This is a genomic window from Endozoicomonas acroporae, assembly GCF_002864045.1.
In the GTDB taxonomy this organism is placed as follows: Bacteria; Pseudomonadota; Gammaproteobacteria; order Pseudomonadales; family Endozoicomonadaceae; genus Endozoicomonas; species Endozoicomonas acroporae.
On sequence record NZ_PJPV01000009.1, the window covers coordinates 85,713 to 103,393 of the forward strand.

10 protein-coding genes are annotated in these 17,681 nt (G+C 51.3%); 9 read left to right on the top strand and 1 reads right to left on the bottom strand.

Annotated features, from left to right (window positions below):
- Window positions 1–262 precede the first annotated feature (262 nt).
- From gcvA to CX664_RS02045, 7 genes are all read left to right on the top strand, one after another.
- On the top strand, window positions 263–1,162 hold the full coding sequence (gene gcvA, locus CX664_RS02015; RefSeq protein WP_101745099.1) for a transcriptional regulator GcvA: 900 nt from the start codon (window positions 263–265) through the stop codon (window positions 1,160–1,162).
- A gap of 232 nt (window positions 1,163–1,394) precedes the next feature.
- Window positions 1,395–3,893, top strand: a complete 2,499-nt coding sequence (locus CX664_RS02020) for a CoA transferase (protein ID WP_101745100.1) — start codon at window positions 1,395–1,397, stop codon at window positions 3,891–3,893.
- Window positions 3,894–4,073: 180 nt separating this feature from the next.
- Window positions 4,074–6,395, top strand: a complete 2,322-nt coding sequence (locus tag CX664_RS02025; protein WP_163369621.1) for an ankyrin repeat domain-containing protein — start codon at window positions 4,074–4,076, stop codon at window positions 6,393–6,395.
- Between the two features lie 4 nt (window positions 6,396–6,399).
- On the top strand, window positions 6,400–8,985 hold the full coding sequence (locus CX664_RS02030; protein WP_101745102.1) for an ankyrin repeat domain-containing protein: 2,586 nt from the start codon (window positions 6,400–6,402) through the stop codon (window positions 8,983–8,985).
- 4 nt (window positions 8,986–8,989) lie between these two features.
- A complete protein-coding gene (locus tag CX664_RS02035) occupies window positions 8,990–11,473 on the top strand; it encodes an ankyrin repeat domain-containing protein (RefSeq protein WP_101745103.1) in 2,484 nt (827 codons plus the stop codon).
- A gap of 4 nt (window positions 11,474–11,477) precedes the next feature.
- A complete protein-coding gene (locus CX664_RS02040; protein ID WP_101745104.1) occupies window positions 11,478–12,761 on the top strand; it encodes an ankyrin repeat domain-containing protein in 1,284 nt (427 codons plus the stop codon).
- 125 nt (window positions 12,762–12,886) lie between these two features.
- Complete coding sequence (locus tag CX664_RS02045) at window positions 12,887–13,705, top strand: hypothetical protein (protein ID WP_101745105.1); 819 nt, start codon at window positions 12,887–12,889, stop codon at window positions 13,703–13,705.
- A gap of 188 nt (window positions 13,706–13,893) precedes the next feature.
- On the opposite strand, the gene CX664_RS02050 is transcribed toward CX664_RS02045, so the two are convergent.
- Window positions 13,894–15,003, bottom strand: a complete 1,110-nt coding sequence (locus CX664_RS02050; protein ID WP_101745106.1) for a S1C family serine protease — start codon at window positions 15,001–15,003, stop codon at window positions 13,894–13,896.
- 92 nt (window positions 15,004–15,095) lie between these two features.
- Here CX664_RS02050 and CX664_RS02055 point away from each other — a divergent pair, with 92 nt between their 5' ends.
- Together CX664_RS02055 and CX664_RS02060 are read left to right on the top strand one after the other, a co-directional pair.
- Window positions 15,096–15,884, top strand: coding sequence for a Nif3-like dinuclear metal center hexameric protein (locus tag CX664_RS02055; protein ID WP_276328464.1), 789 nt, complete (start codon window positions 15,096–15,098; stop codon window positions 15,882–15,884).
- 261 nt (window positions 15,885–16,145) lie between these two features.
- Window positions 16,146–17,462, top strand: coding sequence for an anaerobic C4-dicarboxylate transporter family protein (locus tag CX664_RS02060; protein WP_101745107.1), 1,317 nt, complete (start codon window positions 16,146–16,148; stop codon window positions 17,460–17,462).
- Window positions 17,463–17,681: the final 219 nt, after the last annotated feature.

Genomic DNA, 17,681 nt, shown 5'->3' on the forward strand with positions numbered 1-17,681 from the left:
TCATGTACCTGTTTTTGCGTACTAGCGACTTTTACGACATGATATGATTTTGAGCAGCTTTCGGTTTGAAGACAATCAATAAAACTTATGGCAAAGGTATAAAATAATTTGTAAGTGCTGTTTATTAAGTTATGTAATATTAAAAACAAAGCTAAAAATCTTGAAAATAATAATTAAACATTTGTTTAAGTCGTTAACTTCCCTTTGATCCGGCCAGTTTGCAAGATGATTTCAAATGCTCAGGCACTTATACGGTGTTCTTATGAAAAAACGACTGCCGCCCTTAAACTGGATCAGGGCGTTTGAGGCCTCTGCCCGGCACTTGAGTTTTACTCATGCGGCTAACGAGCTAAACCTGACTCAGGCTGCCGTGAGCCAGCAGGTCAAGGGGCTGGAGAGCCAGTTGGGTTGTTTATTGTTTCGTCGGTTACCAAGGGGACTGGAGCTGACCGATGCCGGGGCCGCCTACCTGCCCGCTGTCCACGATTCTGTTGAACGCCTGACCGTTGCCACGGAAGAGATCTTTGGCCATGGTCGAACGAGCCTGCTGACCATTAAAGTGAATATGGTGTTTTTTATTAAGTGGTTAGCACCGAGGCTGAAAAATTTTAGAAGGCAATACCCGGATACTAACCTGCGTTTGACCAGCAATATCTGGGTGAATGAAGTTGAGCGGGAAAACAGCCTGGACAGCGATCTGGAAATTCGTTACGGCAAGGGCCATTGGCAGGGGATGACCAGCGACCGGTTAACCTGGGATGAGCTCTTTCCTGTGTGCAGTCCCGACTACCTGGCAAAATACCCGATTGACGAAGACACCTTTGATCTCTCTGAGCATATGTTGCTGCACGTGATGGGCTATGAAGAAGGTTGGGGACACTGGCTCAGTCAGGCCAATTATAAAGATATGAAGACCAGCCAGGGCTTTTATATGGACACGTTGGTATCGGCATTGGAGTTGGCGGTATTGGGGGAGGGTATTGCGCTTGGTCGCACCAGCCTGGTAAAGGATCTTATTGATTCAGGTAAGTTGGTTACCCCGTTTAAAACTAAAATTGCAACCGATGAAGCTTTTTATCTCGTTTACCCCAGCTCTCATGTTAAACATCAGGATATCGAGGCATTTCGTACCTGGTTACTTAGTGAAGTTCAACCAGGGTAGCCGCTATAAAAAAATTAAGATCAAAGATAATATTTTTATTGCTGGTCACTTTTTGCCAAGCGTTTACTATGTCGGTGTTTAATAAATTTGAAAGGTAACTACTCAGTTTTCAAATGGGCTAATTAATTAATAACGACTTTTATGATAAACAAAATTATTACTTTTCACGTTTTTACGCTGGAGATTGAAAGTCAGAACTACTAATTAAATAGAGTGAGAAAACACATTGAGTATGAAAGCAAATCTACCATTAATCGGTATTCGGGTTATCGATTTTGGCCAGCAAATAGCCGGGCCTGCCGTCGCCATGATTCTGGCTGACCTGGGGGCAACGGTGATTCATATTGATCCGCCAACCGGACCACAATGGCAGAGCCCTGCCAATGCTGTTTTGAACCGGAACAAAACCACGGTAACTATTGATCTGAAATCCGATCAGGGTCTGGTGCAGGCGTTAACCTTAATTGATCACGCCGATATTGTTTTAGAAAGTTTTCGTCCCGGTGTCTTAAAGCGTCTGGGAATTGATTTTGCACAGTTGCGGCAAGCACGTCCTGAGCTGATCACAATTTCCATGCCGGGCTACGCCAGTAATGATCAGTTGCGCAGTCAGTGGAAAGCAACAGAGGCTATTGTTGCCGCTAACTCTGGTGCTTTCACCGATATGGGCTTTAACCGGGTGTTGATGGGCGTGGATCCCAGTTTTTCTCCTTTGTCATTGTGCTCAGCCTATGCGACAACGCTGGCGGCCAGCTCGGTGGTGATGGCACTGTTCGCCCGGGAAAAACTCGGTGTTGGTGATCATATTGAAGTGCCGATTGTCGCTGCCTTAATGGAAGGGCTGTCGTACAACTCCATCGTTATTGAAGATTTGCCCAAACGCTACCTGACCATGCGCGAGCATGAAATCAGCCATCGCAAGGAAAACAATCTGCCGATGGATGTTAGCTACGACGATTTACAAGAGTACCTGGATCCCTTTTATCGTACTTATAAATGCAAAGACGGTCGCTTTTTCTACGTCGTTTGTCCATCCCATCGCAATCATGCCAAACGTTGTTTACAGGTGACGGGCTTATATGACGAGTTGTTGGCCGAAGGCTTACCTGAGGTGCACAATCTGCATTTACCGGTTGATGAGTGGGATGACGAAACCTCCATTGGCGTTTATCCACTGCCGAAGAAGTGGGCGGATATTATTTCAGCCAAAATGAAGCAGGTGTTTTTAACCAAAACCTCAGAAGAGTGGGGGGTTATCTTTGGTGAAGGGCAAATTCCGGGGGCACCGCATCGCACCACTCAGGAATGGGTGAACAGTGACCACTGTGCGCAGGCGGGATTGATCGTTGAAGTGGATGATCCTGAATACGGAATGATGAAACAACCGGGGCCTATGGTCTGGCTGGAAGAATCGGCTGAACAAATGTTACAGCCAAGGGCCAGAGTCACGGTTGATTTTGAGGCAGCACTGGCTGAGCTTTCAGAGGTTAAAGCAACGCCCCCGCCCACTGGCGCGGTTGCGGCAAAGGACAACCGGCAGGCCTGGTTGGCAGGTGTGAAAATACTCGACTTAACCAATGTCATTGCCGGCCCCCATTCTGCCGCCTTTTTAAGTCGCTTTGGTGCCGAAGTGATCAAATTGGATCCGGTTACACCATTGTATGATCCACTGATTGGCACCGTGTACAGTTTTCAAGCCAATATTGGCAAAAAGAGTGCTTTGGTTGATATCAATACTGAACAGGGACGGGATATTTTTCACCAGCTAATTCGGTCCGTTGACCTGGTGTTAATTAATGCCCCCGAGCGCCAGATAGTACCTCTGGGCCTGGACGAAGCCAGCTTACAGGCCGTTAATCCGGGCGTGTTATTCTGTCGTTTAGACTGCCTGGGAGGACCAACCCGTGGACCCAAAACAGACTACATAGGCTACGACGATATTATTCAGGCAAATAGCGGCATTATGAGTCGTTTTGGTGGACCACAAACGCCAGAAGAACACGCACACTTAGGCACTTTGGATGTTAATTGTGGTTTTGTTGGCGGTTTGGGGATGGCCTTGAGTCTTTATCACAAAATGCGCACCGGGCGGCACAGCCGGGCGTGCACTTCGTTATCTGCGGCAACCAATCTGGCACAAATTAAATTTGCCTATGATTATCAGGGGCGTGCTCCGTTTGATGAAGCATCCGGGCGAGAAGCCTTGGGCAATCACGATTTATCGCATTTTTACGCAACGAAAGACGGCAATTTATTTATTGATGCCAGTGAGCAGGAGTTGATCAAGCTGGAACGCGTTCCGGGCCTTGCTGGCATCAGTGAAGCAAAAGATAAGAAGGCCTTTTTGACCGAGGTTCTCTCCGGGGAAAGCGCCGATCATTGGGCGCAGGCGCTGCGGGAACAGGATATTGCAGCGGTGCGCTCAGTGGGGATCGCCGAGCTTCGGGAGCGTTACACTCGCCCTGCCGATGGCAAAGTGGGAATTGACCTTGGCAGTTATGCGTTTTCCAGCTACCGCGATCATCCCAGTGGACATGCAGTGACTATTATTGATCACTACTCAATCAGGCCTTCACGGGCACAGATTATTGCGCAAACACCAACCGAGCGATTAGGCCGTTCGACTACCGAGATTGTTGCGGGTCTTGGTTATACCGATGAACAAATTGCCACCATGCTAAACGACAAAGTTATCGGTACTGGCTGGGGGAAAGAGTACTTGCCGAGTTAAGCATGAACGCTTGCCCGGTATTGTCACCAGAACAAAACATAGGCAACAGGCTTGCACAACGGGCCTTTTGAACTAGCCTCTATTCGTCATTTGTCTCTTAAAATGATGAAACGCCAGATTCAGGAACGAATAAGGCAGGTATCAAACTCCCCCTTTGGGATTTTCCAGCGACGGACAGACATGAGCCCAGATATCAGACAGTGTTTATTACCCTGGGATGATACTGATAATCCGGAGGAAGGAGCCGGTAGTTCTAATGTACAGTCATCGCCTGCTATCCAGCAACCTGTTGCCAGCGCAGAAAATAGTTCAGCACGTGGGGTGGCTTCCCCAGGCAACGGGATCTTACGTCCACTGACGTCTGATGTTGATTTGCGGGGCCTGGGCGATCAACTGGCAGCGGCAATCAGGAAGCGAGATCTGGCAGCCGTCAACGACCTGCTGAATCTGGTGCAGGATCTGGGGATTGACCCCGATCTCTGCGACCGGCAAGGCTACTACCCACTTTATTGGGCCAGTTGCCAGGGCAGCACTGACAGAATTCTCAAGACCCTGCTGGACAGGGGGGCGAACCCCAATCTCTGCAACATTGATCCGTGGAATGGAAAAAAGAACATACCTCTACTTTGTGCCGCCGAAAGCGGCAGTTATGAGGTCAGCAAGGTCTTGCTGGAATACGGAGCTGATCCGCGAGCCCGTGACGGCTCTGATTGGACGGCACTGCACTGGGTCACACGGAAATTCGGCAAACAGAGCATCATGCTCATGAAGTGCCTGCTGGATCACGGTGCTGATATTAATGCCCGTAATAGTATTGGACGCACCCCGCTGTGCAATGCCGTCATTCGTGACACTCTTCTGGCCGTTAACATCCTGCTGAGCGAAGGTGCCGATCCCAATATTCCTGATAATGACGGTAGTACTGCGCTGGACCATGCAGTCTTTAACGGGTGCACCAACATGGTTGACGATTTGCTGGCTCACGGTGCCAATCCTGATACGCCCGGCGACTCCCACAGCTGCGGGTGGGGTAACTCACTTTGCATGGCATTAAGTAAGCAATACACAGACGACATTGTGGATATGCTCCTTGCTTACGGTGCCAATCCCAACAAGGCGAGCAAAAAGGGCGATACCCCGCTGCATCTGGCGATAGAGAAAAGCAACGCAACCGGTGTTGACAAGCTGCTGGCCCATGGTGCCAATCCCAATATTCGCAACCAGTCAGGCCAGACCGCCCTGGAGGCTGCCCTCGTTACAGAGTCACCTCCGCGCATCATTGATGCCCTGCGTGAGCCCTTTAAACCGGGGTCGCTGCAGTTTTGTGCCCGACGCTGTATTCGTGCAACCCTGATGCGGCCCCGGATGACCCAGAAAAAAAACCGGATAAAACCGCTGTCAAAAGAATCTCAACACCTGTCGTTAGCAGATCCTTTGACAAAATCAGTGTCTAACCCACTGACTTTGGCAGAAATGGACTCAAGCATCAGACAATGTTCACCTGACGCTGCCAATCCGGAGCAAACGGCCGGGGATCGCCATTTTGCCAGCGCAGAAAATATTTCAGCACATGGGGTGGCTTCCCCAGGCAACGGGAGCATGCATCCATCGACGTCTGATCTTGATTTGGTTGATCAACTGGTAGCAGCAACCAGTAATGGTGACCGGGAAACCGTAGACAACCTGCTGGACCTGCTGGAGGAGCGGGGGATTGACCCCAATCTCTGTGACCGGCAAGGCCACCACCCGCTCTATTGTCTCAGTGACCGATCCAGCAGAGTGGCAAATGTCATCAAGACCCTGCTGACCAGGGGGGTTGACCCCAATTTCGTCACTTTCGACCCATTGACTAATAGAGAGTACATACCTCTGCTTCTGGCTGCCGAAGATGGCAGTTATGAGATCAGCAAGGCCTTGCTGGACCACGGAGCTGATCTGCAAGCCCATGACTGCGGGTGGACGGTGCTGCACTTTGCCGCACGGCGATTTAGCGAACAGAAAGTCATGCTCCTGAAGTGCCTGCTGGATCACGGTGCCGATATTAATGCCCGTAATCATGATGGGCACACCCCGCTGTGCATTGCGGTCCTTCGTAAGGAGCTTATGACCGTTAACATCCTGCTGGGCGAAGGAGCCGATCCCAATATTCCTGATAAAGATGGTAAAACCGCACTGGACTATGCAGTCTTTAACAGGTGCAGCAACATGGTTGACGACTTGCTGGCCCATGGTGCCAATCCCAATATTCGCAACCAGTCAGGCCAAACCGCCCTGGCGGTTGCCGTAGATGCAGGGTTACCTCCCCGCACCATTGATGCCCTGCGTGAGCCCTTTAAACCCGGGGCTCCGAAAGTTTGTGCCCGAGACTGTATTCGTACAACCCAGGTGCAGCCACAGATGACCCCGAAAAAAACTCGGGCAAAACCGCTGTCAATAGTATCTCAACGCCTGCCGTTGCCAAATAACTTGACAAAATTTGTGTCCAACCCACTGACTTTTTAACGAAATGTACTCAAGCATCAGACAATGTTCATCTTCCCGGGATGACACTGCCAATCCGGAGGAAACGGCCGAGGGTTCCCACGCACAGCCAGTACCTTCTCTCCAGCAACCCGTTGCCAATGCAGAAAATATTTCAGCACGAGCGGTGGCATCCCCAGGCAACGGGAGCTTACATCCACTGACGTCTGATGTCGATTTGCGGGGCCTGGGCGATCAACTGGCAGCGGCAATCAGGAAGCGAGATCTGGCAGCCGTCAACGACCTGCTGAACTTGGTGCAGGATCTGGGGATCGACCCGAATCTCTGCGACCGGGAAGGCCGCTATCCGCTCTATTGGGCCAGTGCCGTGGGCAGAGCTGACAGAATTCTCAAGACCCTGCTGGACAGGGGGGCGAACCCCAATCTCTGCAACATTGATCGGTGGAATAGAAAAACGAACATACCTCTACTTTGTGCCGCCGACAGAGGCAGTTATGAAGTCAGCAAGGTCTTGCTGGAATACGGAGCTGATCCGCATGTCCGTGGCTGTTCTAATTGGACAGCGCTGCACTGGGCCACATGGGAGTACAAGATACAAAGCGTCATGCTCGTGAAGTGCCTGCTGGATCACGGTGCTGATATTAATGCCCGTAATAGTAGGGGATGCACCCCGCTGTGCAATGCCGTCATTGGTGACGTACTTCCAGCCGTTAACATCCTGCTGAGCGAAGGTGCCGATCCCAATATTCCTGATAATGATGGTAGTACCGCGCTGGACCATGCAGTCTTTAACGAGCGCACCAACATGGTTGACGACTTGCTGGCTCATGGTGCCAATCCTGATACGCCCGGCGACATCCACGACCACGGGTGGAGCAACGCACTGTGCATGGCATTAAGTAATCAATACACAGACGACATTGTGGATATGCTCCTTGCTTACGGTGCCAATCCCAACAAGGCGAGCAAAAAGGGCGATACCCCGCTGCATCTGGCGATAGAGAAAAGCAACGCAAGCTGTGTTGACAAGCTGCTGGCCCATGGAGCCAATCCCAATATTCGCAATCAGTCAGGCCAGACCGCCCTGGAGGTTGCCGTCGTTGCAGGGGCACCATCTCGCATCATTGACGCCCTGCGTGAGCCCTTTAAACCCGGGTCGCTGCAGATTTGTGCCCGAAACTGTATTCGTGCAACCCTGATGCGGCCTCGGATGATCCCGAAAAAAAACCGGGCAAAACCGCTGTCAATAGCATCTCAACACCTGCTGTTGTCAGAACCCTTGAAGAAATTTGTGACCAACCCACTGACTTTTAAAGAAATGTACTCAAGCATCAGACAATGTTTATTTCCCTGGGATGACTCTGCCAATCCGCAGGAAACGGCCGAGGGTTCCCACGCACGGGCAGTACCCTCTCTCCAGCAACCTGTTGTCAGCGCAGAAAATATTTCAGCACGTGCGGTGGCTTCCCCAGGCAACGGAAGCATACGTCCATCGGCGTCTGATCTCGATTTGGGTGATTTGGGCAATCAACTGGCAGCGGCAATCAGGAAGGGAGACCTGCCAGCCCTCGACAACCTGCTGAACCTGCTGGAGAAGCGGGGGATTGCGCCAAATCTCTGCGACCAGCAAGGCTACTACCCGCTCTATTGGGTCAGTGATGATTTCAGAGCGTCCAATATCCTTAAGACCCTGCTGGACAGGGGGATTGACCCCAATGTCTCCACCATTGATCCGTATAATAATAACGAGTACATACCCCTGCTTCAGGCAACCAGAAACGGCAGTTATGAGGTTAGCAAGGCCCTGCTGGAGCACGGAGCCGATCCGCAAGCCCATGACCGCTCTAATTACACAGCGCTGCACTGGGCCACATGGGGAGAAAGCAGCAGGCAGATGGTCATGCTCCTGAAGTGCCTGCTGGATTATGGGGCCGATATTAATGCCCGTAATGATCCGGGGCGCACCCCGCTGTGCAATGCCATCATTCGCGGCGACCTTGTGGCCGTTAACGTCCTGCTGGATGAAGGCGCTGATCCCAATATTCCTGATAATCACGGTTGTACCGCGTTGGACCATGCAGTCTCCGGAGGATACACTAACATGGTCGACGACTTGCTGGCTCATGGTGCCAATCCTGATACGCCTGGTAATAACCGCGACGAAGTCGGGTGGAGCAACGCACTGTACGAGGCATTACGCGGGCAAAGGACAGATATTGTGGATATGCTCCTTGCTTACGGTGCCAATCCCAATAAGGCGGGCATTAAGGGTGATCCCCCGCTGCATATGGCGATAGAGAAAAGCAACTCAACCTGTGTTGATATGCTGCTGGCCCGTGGTGCCAATCCCAATATTCGCAAATCGTCAGGCCAGACCGCCCTGGAGGTTGCCGTTGTTGCAGGGTCACCTCCTCGCATCATTGGTGCCCTGCGTGAGCCCTTTACACCCGGGGCGACGAAAGTTTGTGCCCGAAACTGTATGCGTGCAACCCGGGTGCAGCCGCAGATGACGCTGAAAAAAACTCGGGCAAAACCGCTGTCACTGGTAACTCAACGTTTGCCGTTACCAAATACGTTGAAAAAATTTGTTTCTAACCCACTGACGTTTTAACGAAATGTTCTCAAGCATCAGACAATGTTCATCTTCCCGGGATGACACTGCCAATCCTGAGGAAACGGCCGAGGGTTTCCACGCACAGCCAGTACCTTCTCTCCAGCAACCCGTTGCCAGTGCAAAAAATAGTTCAGCACGTGGGGGGGCTTCACCGGGCAATGGGAGCATGCAGCCATCGACGTCTGGTCTCGATTTGGTTGATTTGGGCAATCAACTGGTAGCAGCAACCAGGGAGGGTGACCACAAAGCCGTAGACAACCTGCTGAATCTGCTGGAGGAGCGGGGGATTGACCCCAATCTCTGCGACCAGCAAGGCCGCCACCCGCTCTATTGGATCAGTTACCAATACAGCGGAGGGTCAAATGTCCTCAAGACCCTGCTGACCAGGGGGATTGACCCCAATTTCGCCACTTTTGACCCGTTGACTAATAAAGATTGCATACCTCTGCTTCTGGCTGCCGAAAAGGGCAGTTATGAGATCAGCAAGGCCTTGCTGGACCACGGAGCGGATCCGCAAGCCCGTGACGGCGCTAATTGGACGGCGCTGCACTTTGCCGCACGGCATGTAAGCGAACAGAGCGTCATGCTCCTGAAGTGTCTGCTGGATCATGGTATCGATATTAATGCCCGTAATGATGCCGGGTACACCCCGCTGTGCATTGCCGTCCTTCGCAGGGAACTTCTGACCGTTAACATCCTGCTGGGCGAAGGTGCCGATCCCAATATTCCTGATATAGATGGTAAAACCGCGCTGGACCATGCAGTCTTTAACAGGTGCGCTAACATTGTCGACGACTTGCTTGCTCATGGTGCCAATCCTGATACGCCTGGCAGCATCCACAGCTACGGAGTGAGCAACTCACTTTGCGTGGCATTAAGCAAGCAATACACAGACGACATTGTGGATATGCTCCTTGCTTACGGTGCCAATCCCAACAAGGCGAGCAAAAAGGGCGATACCCCGCTGCATCTGGCGATAAAGAAAAGCAACTCAACCTGTGTTGACATGCTGCTGGCCCATGGTGCCAATCCCAATATTCGCAATTCGTCTGGCCAGACCGCCCTGGAGGTTGCCTTGGTTAAAGGTTCACCTCCTCGCATCATTGATACCCTGCGTGAGCCCTTTAGACCCTTGTCGCTGCAGATTTGTACCCGAAACTGTATTCGTGCAACCCTGCTGCGGCCCCGGATGACCCTGAAAAAAACTCGGGCAAAACCGCTGTCAATAAAATCTCAACGCCTGTCGTTGTCAGATCCTTTGACAGAATTTGTGTCCAACCCGCTGGCTCTTAACGAAACGTACTCAAACATCAGACCCTGTTTATCCCGGGATGACACGGCCAATTCGGCGGCAACGGCCGAGGGTTGGCATGCACAGCCAGTACCTTCTCTCCAGCAACCCATTGCCTGCGAAGGAAATATTTCAGCACGTGCGGTGGCTTCCCGGGGTAACGGGAACATACATCCATCGACGTCTGACCTCGATTTGGGTGATTTGGGTGATCAACTGGCAGTAGCAATCAGGAAAGGAAGCAAAGGTGATCTGTCAGCCCTCTACGACCTGCTGAACCTGCTGGAGGAGCAGGGAATCAATCCCAATCTCTGTGACCAGCAAGGCCGCTACCCGCTTTTTTGGTTCAGGGACTCATACAGAGTGCACGAATGTCTCAAGACACTGCTGGACAGAGGGATTGACCCCAATGTCTCCACTATCGATCCGTTGACTAATGAAGAGTTCATACCTCTGCTTCTGGCTGCCAAAAAAGGCAGTTATGATGTCTGCAAGGCTTTGCTGGATCACGAGGCTGATCCGCAAGTCCATAACCTCGCTCATTGGACGGCGCTGCACTGGGCCGGATCGGATCCAGACGATCAGACCGTCATGCTCCTGAAGTGCCTGCTGGATCACGGTGCCGATATTAATGCCCGTAATAGTATGGGACACACCCCGCTGTACAATGCTGTCATTGGGGACATATTTTCACTTTTGACCGTTAACACCCTACTGGGCGAAGGTGCCGATCCCAATATTCCTGATAATGACGGTAGTACCGCGCTGGATCATGCAGTCTTTAATGGGCGCACCAACATGGTTGACGATTTGCTGGCTCACGGTGCCAATCCCGACAAGGTGAGCAAAAAGGGCGAAACCCCGCTGCATCTGGCGATAAAGAACAGCAACTCAACCTGTGTTGACATGCTGCTGGCCCATGGTGCCAATCCTGATATTCGCAACCAGTCAGGCCAGACCGCCCTGGAGGCTGCCCTCGCTACAGGGGCACCTGTGCACATCATTGATGCCCTGCGTGAGCCCTTTAAACCCGGGGCGACGAAAGTTTGTGCCCGAAATTGTATTCGTGCAACCCGGGTGCAGCCACAGATGACTCTGAAAAAAAACCGGGCAAAACCGCTGTCATTAGTAACTCAAGGTTTGCCGTTGCCAAATACGTTGAAAAAATTTGTGTCCAACCCACTGACGTTTTAACGAAATGTTCGCAAGTATCAGACAATGTCTGTATCCCTGGATTGGAAGCGACCAGCCAGAGGAACCGACCGGCAGTTTACCTGCAACGCCTTTGCTGTCTCTGCAGCAGCCGGGCACCTCAGCAGACATCAATCCGGGATTTGCCGCCGCTTCGGCAAGTAACCGAAGATTACCGTTATCGACGGACGACAAAGCGACATCAGTCGTCAGATATAATGACCCCCCAGCCCTTAACGACCAGCTCCTGGATGCTGCCTGGCATGGCAACTATGATAGGGTCAAAGCCTTGCTGCACCGGGGAGCAGACCCGAAAACCTGTGACAGCGGCCACTTTACTGCGTTGCACTTTGCTACAAGGAACAGCAACGATCAGACCGCGCTGCTCCTGAATTGCCTGCTGAATCACGGTGCCGACCTTAATGCCGTGACTGCACTGAACCGTACCCCCCTGCAATGTGCCGTTATCTGTGACAATCTTTCGGCCGTAAGTACTCTGTTGGAGCACGGTGCTGACCCCGATATTCCTGACCAGTTCGGTTTTACCCCACTTAATAAAGCGGCGGAACAAGGGGCGAGCAAAATAGTTGACAAGTTGCTGGCTCACAGTGCCAACCCCGACACGTTTGGCGTCTGGACCTTGAACCCACTTTACAAGGCAGTATCTAAACAACACACCGATATTGTCCATACACTGTTGAATCACGGTGCCAACCCCGATCCCGACCTGTGCAACAGCTCTGGCCGAACCACGTTGAACTGTCTGGTAGAAAAACTGCGACCTGTTGCTGAAGTCAGGCTGATGCTGGCTAACGGTGCTGACCCCAATACTTGCAGCAATTCTGGCCAGACCACGCTGAATTTTGTGGTAAACAGAGATGATGGCTGCGCTGTCCAGCTGCTCAAGCTCTTACTGGCTAACGGCGCTGACCCCAATGCCCGTGGTGAAGATGGCGATACCCCGCTGCATCTGGGGATAGCAAATCAAAGCCCGGAATTGGTCAGGATTCTGATGGATAGTGGTGCCGATCCCGGTGTGCGTAACCAGCTGGGCTGGACAGCTATGAAGAGTGCTGAAGCTGGAGGGGCCGCCCCCGAAATCATCGATTCCCTGCGCAATCATATACCCGTTTATCAACCCGGATCGCTGCAAGCCTGTGCCCGAACCTGCATTCGTCAACGCCTGGTGCAAAATCGGATATTGTTGGCAGAAGTGCTGTCAACAGACTCTGACTGTCTGCCACTGAAGGATTCCTTAAAAGCGTTTGTCTACCACCCGCTGAAAATTTAACCGATGTTTTTCAAGGGTGATGTTTGAACTTTTGCCTGAATTGGAAGTCTGATATTTAAACAGCTATCTGGATTGTTGGCATAGAACGAATCCTTTTAACGGTTCCCAATCAGGGAGATATTATTATGAACGCAAGCAGTGGCAGCATGCCAACCATTTCCATTGGTACAACACATGATGAATTTCTCAAGCTCATCGGTAATTCCCCATTAAATCCGAAAGATACCAGGTCATTTGTTTTGACAGGTGTCGGTAAAACTCGCACCCTGACTGTCTTCACGCAAAATGACCTCTATTTAACACACGCAGATAAAACCCCAAACATATCCCAGATTGAAAGTTTTTCGCGTGATGGAAAATTGGTCAAGATTACAGATTGTGACTGCTACGTCCGCCTCTTTTCTGTTCATAACCCCAGCAAGGAAGCGGAATTAGTAGCAAGTAAGCTTGGCTCAAAAGCAGGAGCAGCATTTAAAGCAGATGCATCCAAAGTATCAGAAGGTCATTATGCCGTTATCACAACCTTTTACCCAGTCACTCAAGGCGAGGGATGTAAACCAAAAGACCCTTATGTGCCATTAAAACCGGGGTTTAAGCAGCAACGCCTGGAATATGTTTTTTGCTCCGAACACCAGAATCACCCCCTTGAAGTGATTAGCAATTCAACGCTTGAGATCCGTACCAGAAGATTGGGTTCGAGTGAGGTGAAGTACAGAACACTGGATAGTAAGAAACCTCTGTACGCCCATGGGATTAACCTGACATCGTATTATAAGGCTATCTATTCCGAAAAAGACCAGGCCAAGCCACAATCCGGGGCTCAGGGATGCTCGCGAATGCAAAACGTTGACCCTTTTTCAAACGATGGCCCCAATGGTCAGGATGTTCGCCCCTCTGGCAATATGGCTAATTTCATGGGTGGCTCGAATTTTCGAAATAATTAGGCTCCTAGTACATGGTTTCAATGAGTTTGACGGGTTGACATGCCTCCGCACTCCGTTCGTCCTGAGCTTGACGAAGGGCGGAAACTTCGGATTCTGATAGATCGTGCCAAGCACCCTTCGACTCCGCTCAGGGTGAACGGAGATAGTACACGTCAAACTCATTGAAACCATGCACGAGTGCATTGCATTCAGTTAACAATAGTTGGCCTTGTCGTTGCCTGTGCGGTTAACTCAATCGCTTCGCCATCCCTCAACACCTGCATGGTCATCCGTTGGCCCGGTGGAATACGGGCCACCATATTCATTACCTTGCGGCCATCCCGGGTGCTCTGGCCATTGATGCCGGTAAGAATATCACCACGTCGCAAACCTGCCTGGTCGGCAGGACCATCTTCATAAACCCCGGTAATCAAAATGCCAATTTTCGTGCTGATACCGTAGGCTTCTGCCAGTGCCGAGCTCAGTGGCTGTGACTCAATACCCAGCCAGCCCCGAATCACCCGGCCGTATTTAATGATGGAATCCATAACAAAGCGGGCCATATTGGAGGGAATCACAAAGCCAACCCCTTCACTGCCCCCACCACGGGAAAACAATAGCGTACTGATGCCAATCAGATCACCATAGGCATTGACCAGGGCACCACCGGAGTTGCCGATATTGATGGCGGCATCGGTCTGGATAAAGTCTTCATAGGTATTCAGTTGCAGGTCATTCCGGCCGGTGGCGCTGATAATGCCCATGGTCACCGTCTGTCCCAGTCCGAATGGGTTGCCAATGGCCAGCACTACATCGCCAATTTCTGCGCTGCCAGAGTCCACCAGGTCCAGGTAAGGCAAATCCTTCAGGTTGACTTTCAACACGGCAAGATCACTTTCCGGGTCGGTGCCAATAATGCGGGCTTTGACTTCCCGGCCATCGCGCAGGGTAATCATCAGCCTGGCCGCATTTTGAATCACATGGTGGTTGGTCAGGATATAACCTTCAGGATCAACAATAACGCCGGAACCTTCCGGGGTGCTGCGGGCATGGGTTCTCTGGGGCAGTGGCAGGTTGCTGTCACCACGCTGTGACAGGCTGTTGGTAGAGATACTGACCACAGCCGGTGCGGCCTTTTTCACGGCATCGCTGTAGGAAACCTGCCCGGTGACATTGAACACTCTGGAGGATTGTTCAATAAAGCGGTTGCGGGATTTTTCTGAAATACCACCGAACTCAGGCCTGATCAGCAGTACTGTGATCGCGGTGAATAGCCCGATCAGGATGGGTAAGCCCACCGACTTAAGCAGTTTTTTCATTCGCAGCCCATGGGAATTGCCGTTATGTGATTATAATGAGACCAACAAAATACGATTCTTAATATACAGCGATGTAAGGATGGAGAGAACCGATGGTGCCGACATCACAAGATATGACCTTAAAAGAAATGGTGGCATTACTGGATCAGGAGTTACAGCCTGGTCTGTTTAAAGATTACTGTCCCAATGGTATTCAGGTCGATGCCAGCCCGGCAGCGGACACGCCAATAAAGAAAATAGTCACGGGGGTCACGGCCTGTCAGGCCCTGATTGACCGCGCCATTGAGCTAAAGGCCGATGCCATTCTGGTTCATCATGGCTATTTCTGGCGTGGTGAAGACGCGGTGATTACCGGCAGCAAACGTCGGCGCATCGAAACGCTGCTGGCGAACCATATCAGTCTGGTGGCCTATCATTTGCCACTGGATGCCCATCCGGTGTTTGGCAATAACGCAGAGCTTGCCCGCTTGATGGGGTGGGATGTCGTGGGTGGCATGGAGCCGGGAGCCAAATTGCCGGTGGGTAACTGGGGCACAACAGGGCGAAAGCTGTCGCTGGATGAGTTGAGCCAGGAAATTTCCGGCAAGCTGGGACGTGATCCACTGGTGATTGCCGGAGGAAACCACCCCATCAAAACCATCGCCTGGTGTACCGGGGCCGCTCAAAGCATGATTGATAAGGCTCTTAACCTGGGGGTGGATGCTTTTGTCAGTGGTGAGATTTCGGAGTCAACGGTGCATTTTGCCAGGGAAAATGGCATTCATTATATCAGCGCAGGTCATCATGCTACCGAGCGTTATGGGGTTCAGGCACTGGCTCGCTGGCTGCATGAGGAAACAGGCATTGAGCATGAGTTTGTTGATATCGATTCTCCGGTATAAATTTTCTTTTATTAATTTTGTGCCGTGTTGTTAGAAAAAACAGGTGGCTTGTTCTTCTTTGATTACAGTTGAAATAGCACATTCATTAATTATTTAAACGCCGTTGAAATTGTTGCTGTAAGTCAATCTGTATAAAAAATAACTCTCGTACACTTGTCCTCGCTTTTTCTTCTGCCTCGCTGTTAAGCCTGAGTGGCCACAGCACGAGGCAGTTTTGTCTTGTCGTTTTGGACAGCACTGTCGTGTTGTTGGGGGGTAATTATGATCTGGCTACAGTTGGCCATTGTGATTTTGTGCATCCTGGTGGGTGCACGTATCGGGGGGATTGGTCTTGGTTTGATGGGGGGGGTGGGTCTTGCCACGCTCTCCTTTTTGTTCGGTATCCAGCCGACTTCACCACCGATTGATGTCATGCTGATGATTCTGGCGGTGGTTTCTGCTGCTGCCTGTATGCAGGCAGCCGGTGGTATGGATTACCTGGTACAGCTGGCGGAACGTATTCTCAGAAAAAATCCAAAGCGTATTACCTTTATTGCGCCGGCAGTCACTTACTTCTTCACCATGTTTGCCGGTACTGGTCACGTTGCTTACTCTGTGCTGCCCGTGATTGCTGAAGTGGCCCGCCGCACCGGTGTGCGCCCGGAGCGTCCTATGTCCATGGCAGTCATCGCCTCTCAGGTGGGTATTGTGGCCAGCCCGATTGCCGCAGCCACGGTTGCCATGCTGACCATTATGTCGACAAAGTATGACATTACCCTGGGACAAATTTTGGGCACAACCATTCCGGCAACCATGGTTGGCCTGTTCCTGGCCGCCCTGGTGACCAATAAGCTGGGTAAAGAGCTGAAGGATGACCCTGAATATCAGCGTCGTATGCAAGATCCGGAGTTTCGCCGCAAGATGGAAGAAACCACCACGGTTTCTGCTGTTGAACTGAAGCCTGGTGCGAAAATCTCCGTTCTGCTGTTCCTGTTTGGTGCCGTTCTGGTGGTTCTGATGGGGGCGATTCCCGGTTTACGTCCTCAGTTCAATGGCTCTGCCATGTCCATGGCGCACACCATTGAAATCATTATGCTGGCGGTATCGGCACTGATTGTCTGGCTGGGTAAAGCGGATGTTGCTGAAGCCAGCCGTGGTGATGTATTCCTGGCGGGTATGCGGGCAATTATTGCTATCTTCGGTATTGCCTGGCTGGGGGACAGCTTTTTCGCTGCCCACGATGTGCTGCTCAAAGGCGGTATCTCTGATCTGGTTCACAGTGCTCCATGGGCATTTGCCATCGCACTGTTTATTCTCTCTGTGATGGTTAACAGCCAGGGCGCGACTACGTCGACACTGATGCCTCTGGGTGTGGCTCTTGGTTTGCCAGTAGCCTCTCTGGTCGCTATGTTCCCGGCGGTTAACGGTTACTTCTTTGTACCTAACTACGGTCCGATCATTGCCTCTATCGACTTTGACAGCACTGGCACGACCCGCATTGGCAAGTATGTGTTCAACCACAGTTTTATGCTGCCAGGACTGATGGCGATTGTGTTCTCTGTGATTGCCGGTTTTGTGTTCAGCAGTATTGTGCTGTAAAGATAATGGCGCATTGATAGAACCACAAAGACACGAAGACACAAAGTTTTTATGGGTTTGTCTGAACTACGCCCGGCAAACAAAAAAGTCTTCCTTTGTGTCTTCGTGTCTTTGTGGTTCCAATGCTTGTAAGACTATCACAACAGCCGAAGCCTCCCGTGGGAATGCGATACCCGACACTCACCGTCAATACAAAGTCCATATTAACTGAGGGTTTAG